This is a genomic window from Allosaccharopolyspora coralli (assembly GCF_009664835.1).
Classification (GTDB): domain Bacteria; phylum Actinomycetota; class Actinomycetes; order Mycobacteriales; family Pseudonocardiaceae; genus Allosaccharopolyspora; species Allosaccharopolyspora coralli.
The window spans coordinates 3,734,660-3,750,440 of record NZ_CP045929.1 but is presented as its reverse complement, the minus strand read 5'-3'; the positions used below and the strand labels follow the sequence as shown (position 1 = coordinate 3,750,440).

15 protein-coding genes are annotated in these 15,781 nt (G+C 68.4%); 12 read left to right on the top strand and 3 right to left on the bottom strand.

Annotated features, from left to right (window positions below; translation table 11 throughout):
• Positions 1-40 precede the first annotated feature (40 nt).
• The 9 genes from rsmD to mutM all read left to right on the top strand — a co-directional run bounded on the left by rsmD (position 41) and on the right by mutM (position 6,955).
• On the top strand, positions 41-601 hold the full coding sequence (gene rsmD, locus GIY23_RS17475) for a 16S rRNA (guanine(966)-N(2))-methyltransferase RsmD (RefSeq protein WP_154077650.1): 561 nt from the start codon (positions 41-43) through the stop codon (positions 599-601).
• 107 nt (positions 602-708) lie between these two features.
• Positions 709-1,602 (top strand): SAM-dependent methyltransferase, encoded by an 894-nt coding sequence (locus GIY23_RS17470; RefSeq protein ID WP_154077649.1) that lies wholly within the window; start codon positions 709-711, stop codon positions 1,600-1,602.
• A 106-nt stretch (positions 1,603-1,708) separates the two neighbouring features.
• Positions 1,709-2,191, top strand: coding sequence for a pantetheine-phosphate adenylyltransferase (gene coaD / locus GIY23_RS17465; protein WP_154077648.1), 483 nt, complete (start codon positions 1,709-1,711; stop codon positions 2,189-2,191).
• A gap of 468 nt (positions 2,192-2,659) precedes the next feature.
• Entirely contained in the window at positions 2,660-3,097 is a 438-nt protein-coding gene (locus tag GIY23_RS17460) for a ribonuclease domain-containing protein (RefSeq protein WP_154077647.1), read from the top strand.
• Between the two features lie 324 nt (positions 3,098-3,421).
• Entirely contained in the window at positions 3,422-4,165 is a 744-nt protein-coding gene (locus GIY23_RS17455; protein WP_154078935.1) for an ATP synthase F0 subunit B, read from the top strand.
• Positions 4,166-4,505: 340 nt separating this feature from the next.
• Entirely contained in the window at positions 4,506-5,081 is a 576-nt protein-coding gene (locus GIY23_RS17450) for a YceD family protein (RefSeq protein ID WP_154077646.1), read from the top strand.
• Positions 5,082-5,083: 2 nt separating this feature from the next.
• Positions 5,084-5,266, top strand: a complete 183-nt coding sequence (gene rpmF / locus GIY23_RS17445) for a 50S ribosomal protein L32 (RefSeq protein WP_154077645.1) — start codon at positions 5,084-5,086, stop codon at positions 5,264-5,266.
• Positions 5,267-5,280: 14 nt separating this feature from the next.
• On the top strand, positions 5,281-6,039 hold the full coding sequence (gene rnc, locus GIY23_RS17440) for a ribonuclease III (protein WP_154077644.1): 759 nt from the start codon (positions 5,281-5,283) through the stop codon (positions 6,037-6,039).
• A 49-nt stretch (positions 6,040-6,088) separates the two neighbouring features.
• Positions 6,089-6,955 carry a bifunctional DNA-formamidopyrimidine glycosylase/DNA-(apurinic or apyrimidinic site) lyase gene (mutM, locus tag GIY23_RS17435; RefSeq protein ID WP_154077643.1) on the top strand — a complete coding sequence of 289 codons (867 nt, stop codon included), beginning with the start codon at positions 6,089-6,091 and terminating at the stop codon, positions 6,953-6,955.
• Between the two features lie 7 nt (positions 6,956-6,962).
• On the opposite strand, the gene GIY23_RS17430 is transcribed toward mutM, so the two are convergent.
• The 3 genes from GIY23_RS17430 to GIY23_RS17420 form a co-directional block, all read right to left on the bottom strand.
• Complete coding sequence (locus GIY23_RS17430) at positions 6,963-8,114, bottom strand: YbfB/YjiJ family MFS transporter (RefSeq protein WP_228717356.1); 1,152 nt, start codon at positions 8,112-8,114, stop codon at positions 6,963-6,965.
• A 213-nt stretch (positions 8,115-8,327) separates the two neighbouring features.
• The gene (gene asnB / locus GIY23_RS17425; protein WP_154077642.1) at positions 8,328-10,154 is read right to left on the bottom strand and encodes an asparagine synthase (glutamine-hydrolyzing); all 1,827 of its coding nucleotides are present in this window, start codon (positions 10,152-10,154) and stop codon (positions 8,328-8,330) included.
• A 329-nt stretch (positions 10,155-10,483) separates the two neighbouring features.
• Positions 10,484-11,485 carry a LacI family DNA-binding transcriptional regulator gene (locus GIY23_RS17420; protein ID WP_154077641.1) on the bottom strand — a complete coding sequence of 334 codons (1,002 nt, stop codon included), beginning with the start codon at positions 11,483-11,485 and terminating at the stop codon, positions 10,484-10,486.
• Positions 11,486-11,628: 143 nt separating this feature from the next.
• Between GIY23_RS17420 and GIY23_RS17415 the strand changes: the two genes are divergently transcribed.
• The 3 genes from GIY23_RS17415 (at position 11,629) to GIY23_RS17405 (ending at position 15,776) form a co-directional block, all read left to right on the top strand.
• Positions 11,629-12,996, top strand: coding sequence for a sugar porter family MFS transporter (locus GIY23_RS17415; RefSeq protein ID WP_154077640.1), 1,368 nt, complete (start codon positions 11,629-11,631; stop codon positions 12,994-12,996).
• A complete protein-coding gene (locus tag GIY23_RS17410) occupies positions 12,993-13,616 on the top strand; it encodes a nucleoside/nucleotide kinase family protein (RefSeq protein WP_154077639.1) in 624 nt (207 codons plus the stop codon). Before GIY23_RS17415 ends, GIY23_RS17410 begins: the two co-directional genes overlap by 4 nt.
• Before the next feature lie 333 nt (positions 13,617-13,949).
• On the top strand, positions 13,950-15,776 hold the full coding sequence (locus tag GIY23_RS17405) for a RiPP maturation radical SAM C-methyltransferase (protein ID WP_154077638.1): 1,827 nt from the start codon (positions 13,950-13,952) through the stop codon (positions 15,774-15,776).
• Positions 15,777-15,781 lie beyond the last annotated feature (5 nt).

The following is a 15,781-nucleotide window of genomic DNA, read 5'->3' as shown; positions in this document are numbered from 1 at the left end:
GACGGAGCCGTGACGGCGCTCGGTGCGCGAGGATGGGGCCGTGACGAGGATCGTGGCAGGAGCAGTGGGCGGGCGACGCATCGAGGTGCCGCCGCGAGGGACGCGACCGACCTCGGAGAAGGTGCGCGAGGCGGTGTTCAGTGCGCTGGAGGCGGCGACCGATCTGCACGACGCACGCGTGCTGGACCTGTTCGGTGGTTCCGGAGCTCTGGGGCTGGAGGCGCTCTCGCGGGGCGCCGGGCACGCGATGTTCGTCGAGTCCGACCGGCGGGCGGCGCAGATCTTGCGCCGCAACGCCACATCCCTCGGGTTCCGGTCGATTCGGGTGGAACAGGCGAAGGTCGAGACAGTGCTCGCCACCGAGCCCGACGAGCCTTTCGACGTCGTGCTCGTCGACCCGCCCTACGACCTCGACGTGGCGACGTTGGACCGGATCCTCTCGGCCTTGGCAGCGAACGGGTGGACCGAGCCGGGCACGGTTCTCGTTGTGGAGCGTTCGTTGCACGGTGACGATCCTGAATGGCCACGGCCGTTGAGTGGTCTCCGGGTCAAGCGGTACGGGGACACCGCGGTGCATTGGGGCGAGCACGTCGAGCGGTGACATCCTCGATGGCGAGGGGTGGCGGTTCGCTGTGTCACATGTGGTTGTGTTGCACAACTAAATGCCTCACCGTCGGATCGAGGTTTTCCTACGGTGAAAGGAAGACAATGGTGTCGGGACGCGACGAATCGGACCAGAACGGCGCATGGGACATCGTCTCCGGAGTCGGAATCACGGCACTCGCCGTGGCCGGAGCCAGGGCGGCCGAGACACGACGTGAGGACCGGCTCATCGCCGACCCCTACGCCCAGCACCTCTTCGACGCGGCTCCAGTGCCGGAAGGCGTGTCCTTGCAGCTCGTCCAGGACACGTCGAGCGAGTTGATGAGCGTCATGGCCGGCTATCTCGGTGTGCGCTCCCGAGTCTTCGACGACTTCTTCGCTCGTGCGGCAGACAACGGCGTACGTCAGGCCGTCATCCTCGCGTCCGGTTTGGACACCCGGGCTCACCGTCTCGACTGGCCCGACGGTTTCCGCGTGTTCGAGATCGATCAGCCGAAGGTGCTCGACTTCAAGGAGTCCGTCCTGGACGAGCTGGGCGTGAAACCGAACTGTTCGTGGACGCCGGTGGCCGTCGATCTCCGTGACGATTGGGAGACGGCGTTGCGCGACGCCGGTTTCGACCAGTCCGTTCCGACGGCGTGGCTCGCCGAAGGACTGTTGCCGTACCTGCCCGCCCGAGCGCAGGCCACTCTGCTGTCCACAGTGTCCGCGTTGTCCGCACCCGGCAGCCAGTTCGCAGTGGAGCACCTCACCGGAAACCAGGTCGAGCACGTCAGCCCCCGGCTGGCGGAGGAGGCGAAGAACGCGGGCTTCGACGTCACCACGCTGTTCAACACCGAGACACGTGCGGACGCCGGGACGACACTCGCCGCCGAAGGCTGGACCGTCCGGCGAGAGCTGGTCGGTGACGCCTCCGTGAGCCTGTCGCGGGACCTCGCGGGTATCGGTGAGGTCTTCGGCGACGCCGGTCAGTTCGTCGTCGCGAGCCGGGGCCGGTGACGCCCGCCCGGGGCACGGCCACCTGTCGTGCCCCGAGGCGCCCTGGCGGTGACTCCGGCCACGGCCGTCTGGGGGGCGCGCCCCGGTGCTGCTACCGTCGCCGCCCATGAGGCGTGCCGTATGTCCAGGTTCGTACGACCCCGTCACCAACGGGCACATGGACATCATCGAACGAGCGTCCGGTCTCTTCGACGAGGTCGTGGTCGCCGTTCTGGTGAACAAGAGCAAGAAGAGCCTGTTCGACGTCGACGAGCGGATCGACATGCTCCGCGAGGTCAGTGAACCGTGGCCGAACGTGCGGGTCGATTCGTGGCACGGCCTGCTCGTGGACTACTGCCGCGACCACGGCATCGGCGCGATCGTGAAGGGCCTGCGCGCGGTCAGCGACTTCGACTACGAGCTGCAGATGGCGCAGATGAACCAGCGCCTCTCCGGTGTGGAGACGCTGTTCATGTCGACCAACCCCGAGTACAGCTTCCTGGCCAGCTCGCTGGTCAAGGAGGTCGCCACTTACGGCGGTGACGTGTCGAACCTGCTGCCTCCCAAGATCGAGAGCCGGCTGCTCGAACGCCTCGCCGAACAGGCCTGAGTGCGTGTCTTCGGTCTCGCCGGAGACCGTCAGGGCATGGTCTCTCGGCTTGAGCGCTCAGTCGGGTCGAGCTTCATGCCGATCTGGGAGCGGGCGAATCCGAGCGTTCGTAGAACTCGTGCGCACGCTCCCTCGTGTGGTGGCGGGTGAGCTGTACGAGCGTCGTTCCTCGATCGCCCACCGCACCCTCCCACCCGGTTCCGCGTCCGCGTTCCGCCGACCGGACGTGCACCGCTTCGATCCGGGCACGGCCGCTCCGCGTCGGGAGAGGCCGGGGGCGAACGTGAGCTGCAGCGTACCGACGACGTCTCCGCACGAGCTCGACGGAGGGTGAATGCGTCGGTCATGGGAGAAGAGTAGGCATTCTCGTCCGAACGAGTGAGCAATTCCGTCCTGTCGGGTGCGGACCATGTCGATTTCACGTCGGAGTCACTCCGCGACCGTTTTCCCTGTTTACCGTTCGAGGGCATGAAGCAGATCACCTCGAAGACAGTGCAGGCCGTCCTGGCCGCCGTGTTCGCGATCGCGGCGCTCGTCGGCTTCCAGACCACGGCGTCGTCGGCCCCGGCCGACGTCTCCGCCCCCGCCGTCGAGCAGCAGGCGCCGTGCGGTGACACGTCGGAGTTCGAGCGCGTCGACCTCTCCGCGTTGCCGCCCGAGGCCACCGACACCGTCGAGCTGATCGAGGCAGGCGGACCGTACCCCTACCCGCAGGACGACGAGGTGTTCCAGAACCGTGAGGGCATCCTCCCGGACTGCGAACAGGGCTACTACCGCGAGTACACCGTCGAGACCCCCGGCAGCGACGACCGCGGTGCCCGCAGGTTCGTCGTCGGCGAGGGCGGCGAGTTCTTCTACACCGAGGACCACTACGAGAGTTTCCGTCTCACCGACGTCAACACCTGACGACACCGCTCAGAGTGCATTGGGGAACTGGCGGTTGCGCCCGTAGGGGCACGGTCCCGGCCCCCCACGCAAGTTCCACGATGCCCGCTCAGCGTCCGTCCGCCCGCCCGCTCGCCGGGCGGGCGGGCGGACTCCGTGGGTTCGGACACGCGGGGGAAGACCGGTATGAACGCCGCGTCACCACTGGTGGGGCACACTGGACGCGATGATCCGGTGTGCGGCGTGCCCCGTACGGTCGGCCGGGAAGCCGGGTGATCACTGCGCCGGGTGAGCCCTCTGGAAGGCTGACGACCGGTGGTCGGCAACGAAGGCAGGGAGATCGACGTGTACCGGGTATTCGAGGCGCTCGACGAGCTGGTCACGATCGTCGAGGAAGCGCGCGGCGTCCCCATGACCTCCGGGTGCGTGGTGTCCAGGGGTGACGTGCTGGAGCTGCTCGATGACGTGCGGGACGCGATCCCGTCCGAGCTCGACGACGCCCAGGACGTCCTCGACCACCGGGACGAGGTGGTCACCAAGGCACAGACGGAATCCGACAAGAGCCTCTCGGACGCGCGTTCCGAGGCGCAGAGCACGGTCTCGGAGGCGCGCACCGAGGCCGACCAGGTGCTCGCGGACGCGCGGGAGCGCGCCGAAGAGATCGTCGCCTCGGCTCGTGCCGAGGCCGAGCAGTCGGTCAACGACGGTCGCCGGGAGTACGAGGACTACATCGGTCAGGCGCAGTCCGAGGCGGACCGCATGGTCCAGGCCGGTCGTGCCGCCTACGAGCAGTCGGTGCACGAGGGGCGCTCCGAGCAGGCCCGCCTCATCGCCGAGACCGAAGTGGTGCAGGAGTCGCACGTCGAGGCCAAGCGCATCGTCGACGAGGCGCACGAGGACGCCGAGCGGTTGCGTGGTGAATGCGACTCGTACGTCGACGCCCGATTGGCCGACTTCGAGGACCTGCTCGGCCGGACGCTGCGCACCGTAGGCAAGGGACGCCAGCAGCTGCGTAGTCCGATGGGCGCGCCCTACGACTACGAGGAATGGAACCCCGTCGCGGTCAACGGCAGCGGCCGGGAGCACTGAGCAGGGCCTGCGGGTTGGTCTGCGTGGGCGGGTTGCCGGTCCGCGCAGGTCGTGACCGCTCAGAGCGCGTGGTGGGCGAGAGGCGTGCCCTACAGCACGACTGCGGGCCGGCGACCACGGACGAGACAGCTACGGGGTGATTTTCGTCCTCGCCGAGCTGTCGCGTACCCTGGCAGGGCTGGTTCGGCGACCTTCCCGTCCTGCTTGCTCCCTCCGCGGAGTAGTCGGCACCCCGGGGTCACTCCGGTGCGGACGCCCTGGTCGGGGAGAGCACATCGAGGCTCCGTGCGGGTCCGCGCCGTTCACCAGCCCATCCAGCACCATCGATCCGGAACGTGTGATGTCCGAGAATCACGCCGTCGCGCAGTCCGCCCGGTCCGGGCCCTGGGTCATCGACACCCGGGACGTCGGCCGCCGTGCGGGGGCCAGTCGTACCTATACGCGGAACCCGGTCGCTCCGGCCGGGTTCGGCCTGGACATGATCAGGGTTCCGGAAGGCGAGACGATCGACCTCGACCTGCTGGTGGAGGCCGTGGTCGAGGGTGTCCTGGTGTCCGGAACGGCCGGCGCACCGCTGGTCGGGGAGTGCTCGCGCTGCCTCGATCCGATCACCGACGCCGTCGAGGTCGACCTGCGGGAGCTGTTCGCCTACCCGGACAGCGCCACGGACGAAAGCACCGACGAGGACGAGGTCAGCCGGGTCGTCGACGAGCTCGTCGACCTGCAGCCGCTGGTGCGGGACACCATGCTGCTGGCGCTGGACCCGTCGCCGACGTGCTCGCCGGACTGTCAGGGCCTGTGCGCGGGCTGTGGCGTCAAGTGGGCCGAACTCGACCCGCAACACACGCATGAGACCATTGATCCTCGCTGGGCCGCGTTGCAAGAGCGGTTCGGCGGGACCGAGGAGGAGAACTAGTCGTGGCCGTCCCCAAGCGCAAGATGTCCCGGTCGAACACCCGTCACCGTCGGTCGCAGTGGAAGGCGTCCGCTCCGACCCTGGTGCAGTGCTCGAACCGTGCCTGCCGTGAGTCGAAGCTGCCGCACGTCGCGTGCCCGACCTGCGGTCAGTACGACGGCCGTGCGGTCGTCAAGCCTGCCTGAGCCGGCCGGTTGCCGTGGGGGGAAAGCAGGCACGAACCCGAGTGGTCGACCGCGCTCCGCTGATTGACGCGCTCGGCGTCGAACTCGACGCCGAGCTGCTGGACCTTGCCCTGACGCACCGCTCGTACGCCTACGAGAACGGCGGGCTGCAGCCGAACGAGCGGCTGGAGTTCCTGGGTGACGCGGTGCTGGGCCTGGTCATCACGGACCGCTTGTACCGCGAGCATCCCGACCTTCCGGAGGGCCAGCTCGCGAAGCTGCGCGCGAGCGTGGTCAACATGCACGCGCTGGCGTCGGTCTCGCGCGAGCTGGGTGACGGTGGGCTCGGCGAGTACCTGCTGCTCGGCCGGGGTGAGGAGCTCACCGGTGGCAGGGACAAGGCGAGCATTCTCGCGGACGGGCTGGAGGCGGTGCTGGGGGCGGTGTACCTCCAGCACGGCATCGACGTGTCGCGTCGGGTCGTCCACCACCTGTTCGACGGTCTGCTCACCGAAGCTCCGCAGCTCGGCGCCGGTCTCGACTGGAAGACGAGCCTGCAGGAGCTCACCGCGGCGGCCGGACTCGGCGTCCCGGAGTACCGGGTCGAGGAGCAGGGCCCGGATCATCGCAAGGAGTTCAACGCCTTCGTCGCGGTCGGCGGCAGCACGCTGGGCCAGGGCGACGGGCGTACCAAGAAGGAAGCCGAGCAGAAGGCGGCCGAGGCCGCGTGGCGGGCCCTGTCCGAGCAGGTCAAGCAGACCACCGGGGGCGCCGACGGGGACTCCTCCGCCTGAGCACGGTGCTGTCCGCGCGCTGTCGGCGCGCGATGACCGAGGATGTCGCTTGCCCGAGTTGCCCGAGGTCGAGGTGGTGCGCCGCGGTGTGGGCGCGCACGTGCTCGGCCGCCCCGTGTCGCGTGTCGAAGTGCTGCACCCCCGTGCCGTGCGCAGGCACGTCCTGGGCGGGGACGATCTCAGCGCCCGGTTGACGGGCCGCACGTTCACGGCGGCGTGTCGGCGCGGGAAGTACTTGTGGATCGAGGTCGACGGTGACGAGGCGCTGCTCACGCATCTCGGGATGAGCGGGCAGTTGCTGGTGCAGCCACCGGACGCCCCGGACGAAAAGCACCTGCGGGTGCGGTTCCGGTTCGCCGACTCGGGCACCGAGTTACGGTTCGTGGATCAGCGGACCTTCGGCGGGCTTAGCCTCGACGACCTCGTGCCGGTCGGTGCGGTACACCTGCCGAAGCCGGTGGCACACATCGCCCCCGATCCGTTGGAACCGGTGTTCGAGCCGGATCGGGTCGTGGAACGGATGCGCTCGCGTCGTACGGGGGTCAAGCGCGCGCTGCTGGACCAGTCGCTGGTGTCCGGGATCGGCAACATCTACGCCGACGAGGCACTGTGGCGCGCCAAGTTGCATTTCGCCCGGCCGACCGCGACGTTGACGCGTCCGGCGGTGCGACGGCTGTTCGATGCCGTGGGCGAGGTCCTCGACGAGGCGTTGCAGCAGGGCGGTACGTCTTTCGACGCGCTCTACGTCAACGTCAACGGCGAGTCCGGTTACTTCGATCGCTCGCTCGCGGTGTACGGGCAGGCGGACCGGCCGTGCCCGCGGTGCGGTGCCCCGGTGCGGCGGGACGCGTTCATGAACCGCTCGTCCTACACCTGCCCCGTCTGTCAGCCGCGTCCCCGCAACGGCCACTGGTGACGACTCGTCACGCGGCGGCTTCCTGCCTGGTACGCGTCACGACGGCGAGTCGCACGGCGAGCAGCGTTGCGGTGAAGACGATCGCGCCGCCGATGAGCAGCGCGGGCCGGTAGCCGCTCCCGAGGGTGGGTTGCACGACGATCGGCCCGAGTACCTGTCCGAAGCCGTACCCGGCGGTCAGGGTGGCGGCGGCGCGTGGCAGGTCGAGTTCGGCGCCGAGCCCGAGGGTCAGCGTGGTGATCCCCATGAACGTCCCGCCGAAACCGAGTGCCGCCAGCAGCACCACTGCCGGCTGAGTCGTGAGCCCCGGCAGCGCGATGGCGACCGTCTGGACCGCGAGCGCCACGACGAGCAGTGTCGGGCGCGGGACGCGGCGCGACCAGTACGCCCAGACCACGCAGGACGGTGCGGCGGCGAGGCCCACGAGAATCCACGTGGTGTTACCCAGCCAGGCGAGTCCCGTGTCGCTGAGGGCGGCGACGAGGAACGTGGCCGCGATGATGTAGCCGACGCCTTCCAGGAAATAGAGGATCAGCAGGAGGACGTAGGCGTTCCCGTCGGTGGTGCGAGTGGCCGGAGCCACAGTGCTCGAGTGGGTGTGTTCACCGCGACCGTGAAGGATCCACAGTGGAACAAACAGGACGAGCGCGCATCCCGCTGCGCTGTACCAGGCGAACGGCCACGGACTCGATCCCCACAGCAGCACGAGAAGTCCCGACAGGGCGATGCCGCTGCCGACGCCCGCGTACGCGTAACCGGCGCGATGCGGGCTGTTCTGCGTGGCACGCACGGCTACCCGGACCGCAGCGAGGAAGACGACGGCGCTGGCGATGCCCGCGACGAGCCGGAGCAGAAGCCATCCGGAGGGCCCGGTCGCGGGCATGAGCGCCAGGGAACCGACGAGCGCGACGAGAGACGTTCGAAGGAGCGGCCGGGAGGCGGTCAGACCGGGCGCGAGGCTCAGTGCGACGGCTCCGACGAGGTACCCGACGTAGTTCGCGGTGGCGAGATGCGCACCGGCCTCCGGATCGAGCCCGGTCTGACTCTGCATCAGCGGCAGGATCGGGGTGTAGACGAACCGGCCGACGCCCATCGCGGCCGCGAGTGCGAGTATCGCCGACCACAGCAGCCGTGGATCGTCCGACGTGTTCGGTCCCACGAGAATCTCCTGCGCTCGTCGGGAGAAGGGTCGCGAACGGCTCTGTCTGCAGCGGCTCGCGGGATGTGCGCACCCTCGTGGCACGGTCGTTCGACCTTGTCAAGCAGGACGTCGCTCCGCAACGGTCTGCGCCGGTGACGGTCGCCTCACCCCGCCGGCCGTTGCCTCCGTTTTCAGAACTCCTGGACCACTTACCCGAGTCTCACCATGCGCTCAGACCTTGATGGTGGGCTGGCGGAGGTCGAACCACACGGACAGGTCGAGGGCGCGTTCGAACAGGTTCCGGGTGCCGGCCGTGACCGCCTCCGGAGCGACTTCGAGACCGTTGCGCACAGTCGTACGGTTGAGCAGGTCCAGCGCCGGATCGCCCTGGTCGACCAGTTCGCGCACCTGCTTCTGCAGTTCCGCCGCGTACCCGGGGTCCTGTGTGGACGGGTACGGGCTCTTGACGCGGTCGACGACCGAACGCGGCAGCACGTCCGCCGTGGCGTGCCGCAGCAGGCTCTTCTCCCTGCCGTCGAAGGTCTTCAACGACCAGGGCGCGTTGAACACGTACTCCACGAGCCGGTGGTCGCAGAACGGGACGCGGACCTCGAGTCCTACGGCCATGCTCATCCGGTCCTTGCGGTCGAGCAGGAATCGTACGAAACGGGTCAGGTGCAGGTAGCTGAGTCGCCGCATGGTCCGCTCGAACTCGGACTCCCCGTCGAGAACCGGAACGCTCGCGGCCGCCTTGTCGTACTCGGACCGCACGTAGCCGGGAATGTCCAGTGTGGCGTCGAGTCCAGGCTCCAGCATGGAGTCGGACTCCATCCGCTGGGACTGCACGGCGGCGATCCAGGGGAAGGTTCGTGCTTGCTGCACGTGCGGATCGTGGAACCACTTGTACCCGCCGAAGACCTCGTCGGCGGACTCGCCGGAGAGCGCGACCGTGGAGTGTTCCCGGATGGCCTTGAACAGCAGGTACAGCGAGTTGTCCATGTCGCCGAGACCGAGCGGCAGGTCACGTGCCTGCACCGCGGCCCGCCGGACGGCGGGGTCGGCGAGCCGGGCGGGGTCGAGAACGATGTCCTGGTGTTGCGAGGCGACGAGCTCCGCGACGTCGCGTACGTACGGCGCGTCCGGAGTGGCCCGGAGTTCGTCCGGCACGAAGTTCTCGGTCTGGTTGAGGAAATCCACCGCGAAGGTGCGGACGGTCTCGTCCAGCTGACCGGCGGCGAGTGCGGTGATGGCGCTGGAGTCCAGCCCGCCGGAGAGCAGCACGCAGCGCGGCACGTCGGAGACGAGTTGCCGGGCGACGATGTCGTCGAGAAGCTCCCGTACGTGCGCCACGGAGGCGTCTCGATCGTCGGTGTGGTCGACGGCGTCGAGCGTCCAGTAGGTGTGGTGGTGCAGTCCGGTTCGGTCGACCGTCAGTACGGTGCCGGGCTCGACTTCGGCCATCCCGCGCCACACCGCCTGCCCGGGGCTCTTGGTGAAGCTGAACAGCTCACGGAGTCCGTCGGCGTCGACGACCTTGTCCGCGAGCGGGTTCGCCAGGATCGCCTTCGGTTCGGAGCCGAAGAGCACGCCGTGTTCGGTGGGGTAGTAGTAGAGCGGCTTGACGCCCATCCGGTCGCGCATCAGCACCAGCTTGTCGGTGCGGCCGTCCCAGATCGCGAACGCGACCATGCCGTTGAGATGTTCGGCGACGGCTTCGCCCCATTCCTGGTAGCCGTGCAGGACGACCTCGGTGTCGCTGTCGGTGTCGAAGCGGTGTCCGCGCCTGCGGAGTTCGTCGCGCAGTTCGACGTAGTTGTAGGCCTCGCCGCTGTAGACCATCGCGATCGGACCGTCAGGTGTGTCGACACTGATCGGCTGGGTGCCGCCGGGGAGGTCGATGATGGCGAGTCGCCGGTGCCCGAGGGAGACGTGGGGCCGGGTCCAGGTTCCGGAGGCGTCCGGACCGCGGCAGGCCATGGTGTCGCACATGGCGTCGGTCGTGTGTCCTTCGCGGGTGAGGTCGCGTTGGAAGTCGACCCATCCGGAGATGCCGCACATGGTTGCTCCTCACTGAGCGCGTGATTCCATAAGCAATGCTAAAGAAATATAGTTGCATAATCCAACCAGAAGTGAGCGGCGACACCGTGTTGACCTGCAAAAATGGACGAATCGTGCGGTGGGTAACACGGTGGGAGGAAGTGGTCACGCAGCTTGAAAGGTGCGCCGACGGTGTGCCCGCTGCCTACGCGGGCCGGCCATCGGCGGGTTCTGGCCTCGTCGCCAGCGAGGACAGGGTCGTGGCTACTCGATTTCGACGATCCCGGAGTCAGCAGCGAGGTGAAGTCCCGCTGCTACAGCCACCCACGCAGATCAATCCACGCACTCGCTCACTCGGCCGTGCAGCCGCAGGAGTCTCGGTGCACGAACGACGACGCCAGGCGGGAGGTCGTCGGTTCGGCGTCGGGCTCGCCGATGCGCCGGAACAACAGCCGCGCGGACTCTGCGCCGATCTCCGCGCAGGGTTGCGCGATCGCCGTGAGCCGCGGCGAGAACACATCCGCCCAGGGGAAGTCGTCGAAAGCGACGAGTGCGGTGTCGTCGGGCACTCGCAGTCCGTGCTCGCGCAGCGCCTGCATCGCGCCGATCGTCATCCCGTTGTTCGCCGTGATGAGCGCCGTCGGCGGAGTCTTCGACGAGAGCAATTCGGTGGTGGCGTGCAGTGCCGGCGCCGTCTGCGATCGGCCCTCTGCGAGATACCCGGCCTGGAAATGGATCCCGTTGCGCCGCAGACCCTCCCGGTACCCGTCGATCCGTTCGTCCGTTGTGGACAGTCCACTTCGGCCGCAGACCAGCGCGATGCGGCGATGTCCCAGCGAGGCGAGGTGGTCGACGAGCTGTGCCGTCGGCTCGGTGTTCTCCGGACCGACCTGGTCGTAGCGGGCGTCGACGAGGCGGTCGGCGAGCACCAGCGGAAGACCCTGCCCGGCCGCGTACTCGAGCGTGCGGGAGGCGTCGGCGGACGGCGCGAGGATCACGCCGTCCACCCGGCGCTCCCGCATCGCGCGCACCACCGCGAGTTCGTGGTCCGAGTCGTCCCGGGACTCGGCGACGACCAGCGTGTAACCCTGCTGCACTGCGGCCGTTTCGATGCCCTGGAGCACTTGTCCGAAGTACGGATTGGTGATCGCCGACATCACCACGGCCAAGGTGCGGCTGCTGGCCGTCGCCAGCGAGCGGGCGAGCGTGTTCGGGGCGTAGCCGAGAGTCTCGATCGCGTCGTCGACCAGGCGCCGCGTGTCGGGGCGGACGGTGCGGGTGCCGTTGACCACGTGCGAGACCGTCGCGATGGACACCCCAGCGTGCCTGGCCACGTCGGCCATCGTCGCCATGACGCCTCCCCGTCGCGTGCGGTCCGGTCATTCCGGACACTATCAAGGTAACCGCTTGCGTAAGCGCTTAACACGGGTCTACGGTCGCGACCATTCGTCGCAACGGGCGTGATGCGCGCCACCGCCGAAAGGGAGTTCCCTCGATGAGTACCGACCAGCGCACACGAGCGCCGGGCGCCGGGCGCGGCGCCGTTCTGGGCGCGTCGACGATCGCGGCGCTCGGCGGGCTGCTGTTCGGCTACGACACCGGCGTCATCTCGGCCGCGCTGCTCTACATCGGCCCGGCGTTCGGCCTCGACGACGCGATGAAACAGATCGTCGTCGCCTCGCTGCTGCTCGGCGCCATCGCGGGCGCGTTGGCCGGCGGTCCGGTCGTCGACCGGCTCGGCCGCAAGCGCACGTTGATCGTGGTCTCCGCCGTGTTCACGGTCGGCGCCCTGCTCTCGGCCGCCGCACCCGGCCCGGGTGTGCTCATCGTCGCGCGCGTGCTTCTCGGCGTCGCCATCGGCACGAGTTCGCTGGTGGTGCCGATGTACATCGCCGAGATCGCACCGCCCTCGGTGCGCGGCCGCCTGGTGTCGATGAACCAGATGATGATCACCATCGGCATCTTCGTGTCGTACCTGGTGGGCTACGCCTTCGCCGACAGCGGCGGATGGCGCTGGATGCTCGGCCTCGCGGTCGTCCCGTCGCTGGCGATGCTCGTCGGCCTGTTCACTCTCTCCGAAAGCCCGCGGTGGCTGCTCGCGCAGGGACGCACCGAGCAGGCGCGCGCCGCGCTGGTGCGCTCGCGAGGGGCGCACGAAGCCGAGACCGAACTGGCCGAGATCTCCGAGGCGATGCGCGAGGAACGCAAGTTTTCCTACCGGGACCTGTTCAGCCCCCGGCTGCGGCCCGCCGTACTGCTCGGTGTCGCGGTCGCGGCGACGAACCAGCTCGTCGGCGTCAACGCGGTCATCTACTACGCGCCGACGATCCTGCAGCAAGCCGGCATGGGCGACTCGGCCGCGATCCTGTCCTCGGTCGGCATCGGCGCCACGAACATGATCTTCACGGTGATCGCGTTGCTGCTCATCGACAAGGTGGGGCGGCGCCCGTTGCTCATCGGCGGCACCGGCGTGGTCATCGCCGTCCTGTTCGGGCTCGGTGCGCTCTACCTGCTACCGACCGTCGAGGGGCTCGGCATCCTCCTCACGGTCGGGCTGATGCTCTACGAGGCGGCGTTCGCGGCCAGCCTGGGCATCGCGATCTGGCTGATCAACAGCGAGATCTTCCCCACGGCGGTCCGTGGGAAGGCCGCAGGCATCGGCACGATGACGCACTGGGTGCTGGACTTCTTCATCTCGATCTCGGTGCTGTCGATCATCAACGCGTTCACCGCGACCGGCCTGTTCTGGATCTACGGCGTGTTCGGCGTGATCGGGTTGGTGTTCCTGTACCGCAATCTGCCGGAGACACGGGGTCGCACACTGGAGGACATCGAGCAGTCTTTGCGCGGCGGGAGCTCGTGAGCTCGCTGTCCGTGCTCGTCGAACGAGCACAGGAGCTGGCGGACTCGGGACAGCGGCGGCTGCTCGGCATCACGGGGCCGCCCGGCTGCGGCAAGGGAACGGTCGCGGACGCGCTCGTGCAGGCGCTCGGCTCCAGTGCCCTGGTCGTGCCGATGGACGGATTCCATCTCAGCCAGGCGGAGCTGCGTCGCCTCGGGAGGCGGGACCGGATGGGGGCCCCGGACACGTTCGACGTGTTCGGGTACGTCGATCTGCTGCGCCGCATCCGCCGACGCGAGCCGGTCTCCGCACCGGCGTTCGACCGCGAGATCGAGGAGGCCGTCCCGGATGCGATCTCCGTCCCTGCGGACGTTCCGCTCGTGATCACCGAGGGCAACTACCTGCTGCTCGACACCGAGCCGTGGGATTCGGTCGCTGGGTTGTTGCACGAATCCTGGTTTCTCGCTCCGGACCACGGCGTCCGGGTGCGGCGGCTCGTCGCACGCCACGTGCGGTTCGGTAAGACCTCGCCACAGGCCCACGAGTGGGTCAGCCGCTCCGACGAGCGCAACGCCGCGCTGGTGGCGCCGAGCCGATCTCGCGCCGACCTCGTCGTCGAAGGCGATCCGACAGAGGCGTGAGCCTTTTTAGTTGCTCCAGCCACCAAAAAGACTCACGCTCCCGGCTGCCAGCGGGACTCACGCTCCCCAGCCGACCCCGTGCGGTTAGCCGATGTTTAGCGGCACTGCCTACCGTCGGTTCGGCCGCGCGCCGCCGTACGACCTCGGCACTCCCGCCTCCAGGGCGGCGCCGGAGGAGCGACGGAGGGAGGTGAGGTCATGAAGAAGACCACCGTGCACAACGATCCGAAGGAAACGGTCGGTTCCGGCCCCGTCGGTGTCCGGATCTCCTGAGTTCGTTCGCGGCGGGCGGGGTGCTTGCCCCGCCCGCCCCCGGAGAGGGGTGGACCGATCATGGACGTGGCACTCGTGACCATGCCCTGGGCCTCCGTCGAGTACCCGTCGCTGGCGTGCGGGATCCTCAAGACCGTCGCGCTCGGCAATCCGTACGTCGACGACGTCCGGGTGCTCGACGCCAACCTCGACTTCTTCGACTGGGCCCACGACGAGGCCGACCTGGACACCGCCGGGTACGGGCATTTCGCGCTCGACTCCTACTTTCAGGGTCACGGCGACTGGGTGTTCTCGTCCGCACTGTACGACGATCCACACTGGAGAGTCGCCGAGTTCGCGCCTCGATGCGACGACGAGGACACCCTGAAGCTCTGTCTCGATCTGCATCGACGGGTTCCTGATTGGATCAAGGAGTACGCCCGGTCGTGCGCGCCCGCACCGGGAGAAGTGTTCGGGTTCACCACCACGTTCCAGCAGAACACGGCGGCGCTCGCGCTCGCGGCCGAGCTGAAACGGATCGAACCGCAGGTCGTGACGGTCCTCGGCGGCGCGAACTGCGACGGGCCGCAGGGTCGCGCGTGGCACCGCAACTTCCGCCAGATCGACTATGCGGTGCGCGGCGAGGGCGAGCGGTCCTTCGACGCGCTGCTCACCGCGATCGGAGCGGCGACGGCGGTCGACGACATCCCGGGATTGTGCTGGCGCGACGCCGACGGTGACTCGGTCGCCAACGGCATGACCTCCGCGCCGCTGCCGCCCGCGAGCATCGTCGCGCCGAACTTCGACGGATACTTCCCCCGATTCGCCGCGTCGCGTGCCGCGACCTCGATCGAGCCGCGACTCGTCGTGGAGGGAGCGCGGGGATGCTGGTGGGGCGAGAAGCATCACTGCACGTTCTGCGGGCTCAACGGTTCGTTCATGCAGTTCCGCAGCAAGAGCCCCGAGCGGTTCCACGACGAACTCCTTGAACTCGTCGAGCGGTACCAGATCCTCGACCTGTACCTGGTCGACAACATCCTCGACATGCAGCACTTGCGGACCGTGTTGCCGAGACTTCGTGACGCAGACCTCGATCTGCGGGTGCAGTGCGAGATCAAGTCGAATCTGCGGCACGACCAGCTACGCGACCTCGTCGATGCCGGGTTCGTGCAGGTACAGCCCGGTATCGAGAGCCTCAGCAGTTCCGTCTTGCGGCGCATGGACAAGGGGGTGACCGGGTGCCAGAACGTCCGGATGCTGCGCGACGCCTCCGAACTGGGAATGACGGTGATGTGGAACTATCTCTACGGATTCCCCGGTGAGTCCGATGTGGATCACCTCGCCGCCGCCGCGCAGATGCCCGCACTGGCCCACCTGCCACCGATGGACGGTGCCGACCGGGTGGCGATCGAACGGTTCAGCCCGTTCTTCGACGATCCCGCACTCGGGTTCGCCGAGAGGACGCCGGATCCGCAGTACGCCATCACCTACGACCTCTCGGCGGCCGAGCTGGACGACCTCGCGTATCTGTTCGCGGCCGAACCGGCGGGACTCACCGAACCCGCCGAGCGCGCGGTGCTCGACGCGATCGCAAGCTGGCGCACCGACCATGCGCGGAGCGGTCTCGGGTGGCATCGATCCGACTCCGGCATCGTGATCCTGGGCGACCGGCCGGGGCACGGGCGGACGGAACAAGTGCTCGACGACCCCTTCGACCGACACCTCTTCCACGCCCTCGACCGTCCCCGCACAGTGGACTCACTCGCGAGGGAATGTGGCGCCGAACACGCGAAGATCACCGACCGGTTGGCGGAATGGACGATGTCCGGGCTGGTGTACGGCGACGACGGCGCACACGTCCACGTCGTGCCGCGTGCCACCGGTCAGCAGCTGCTCCGCATCGCATGAGGGAA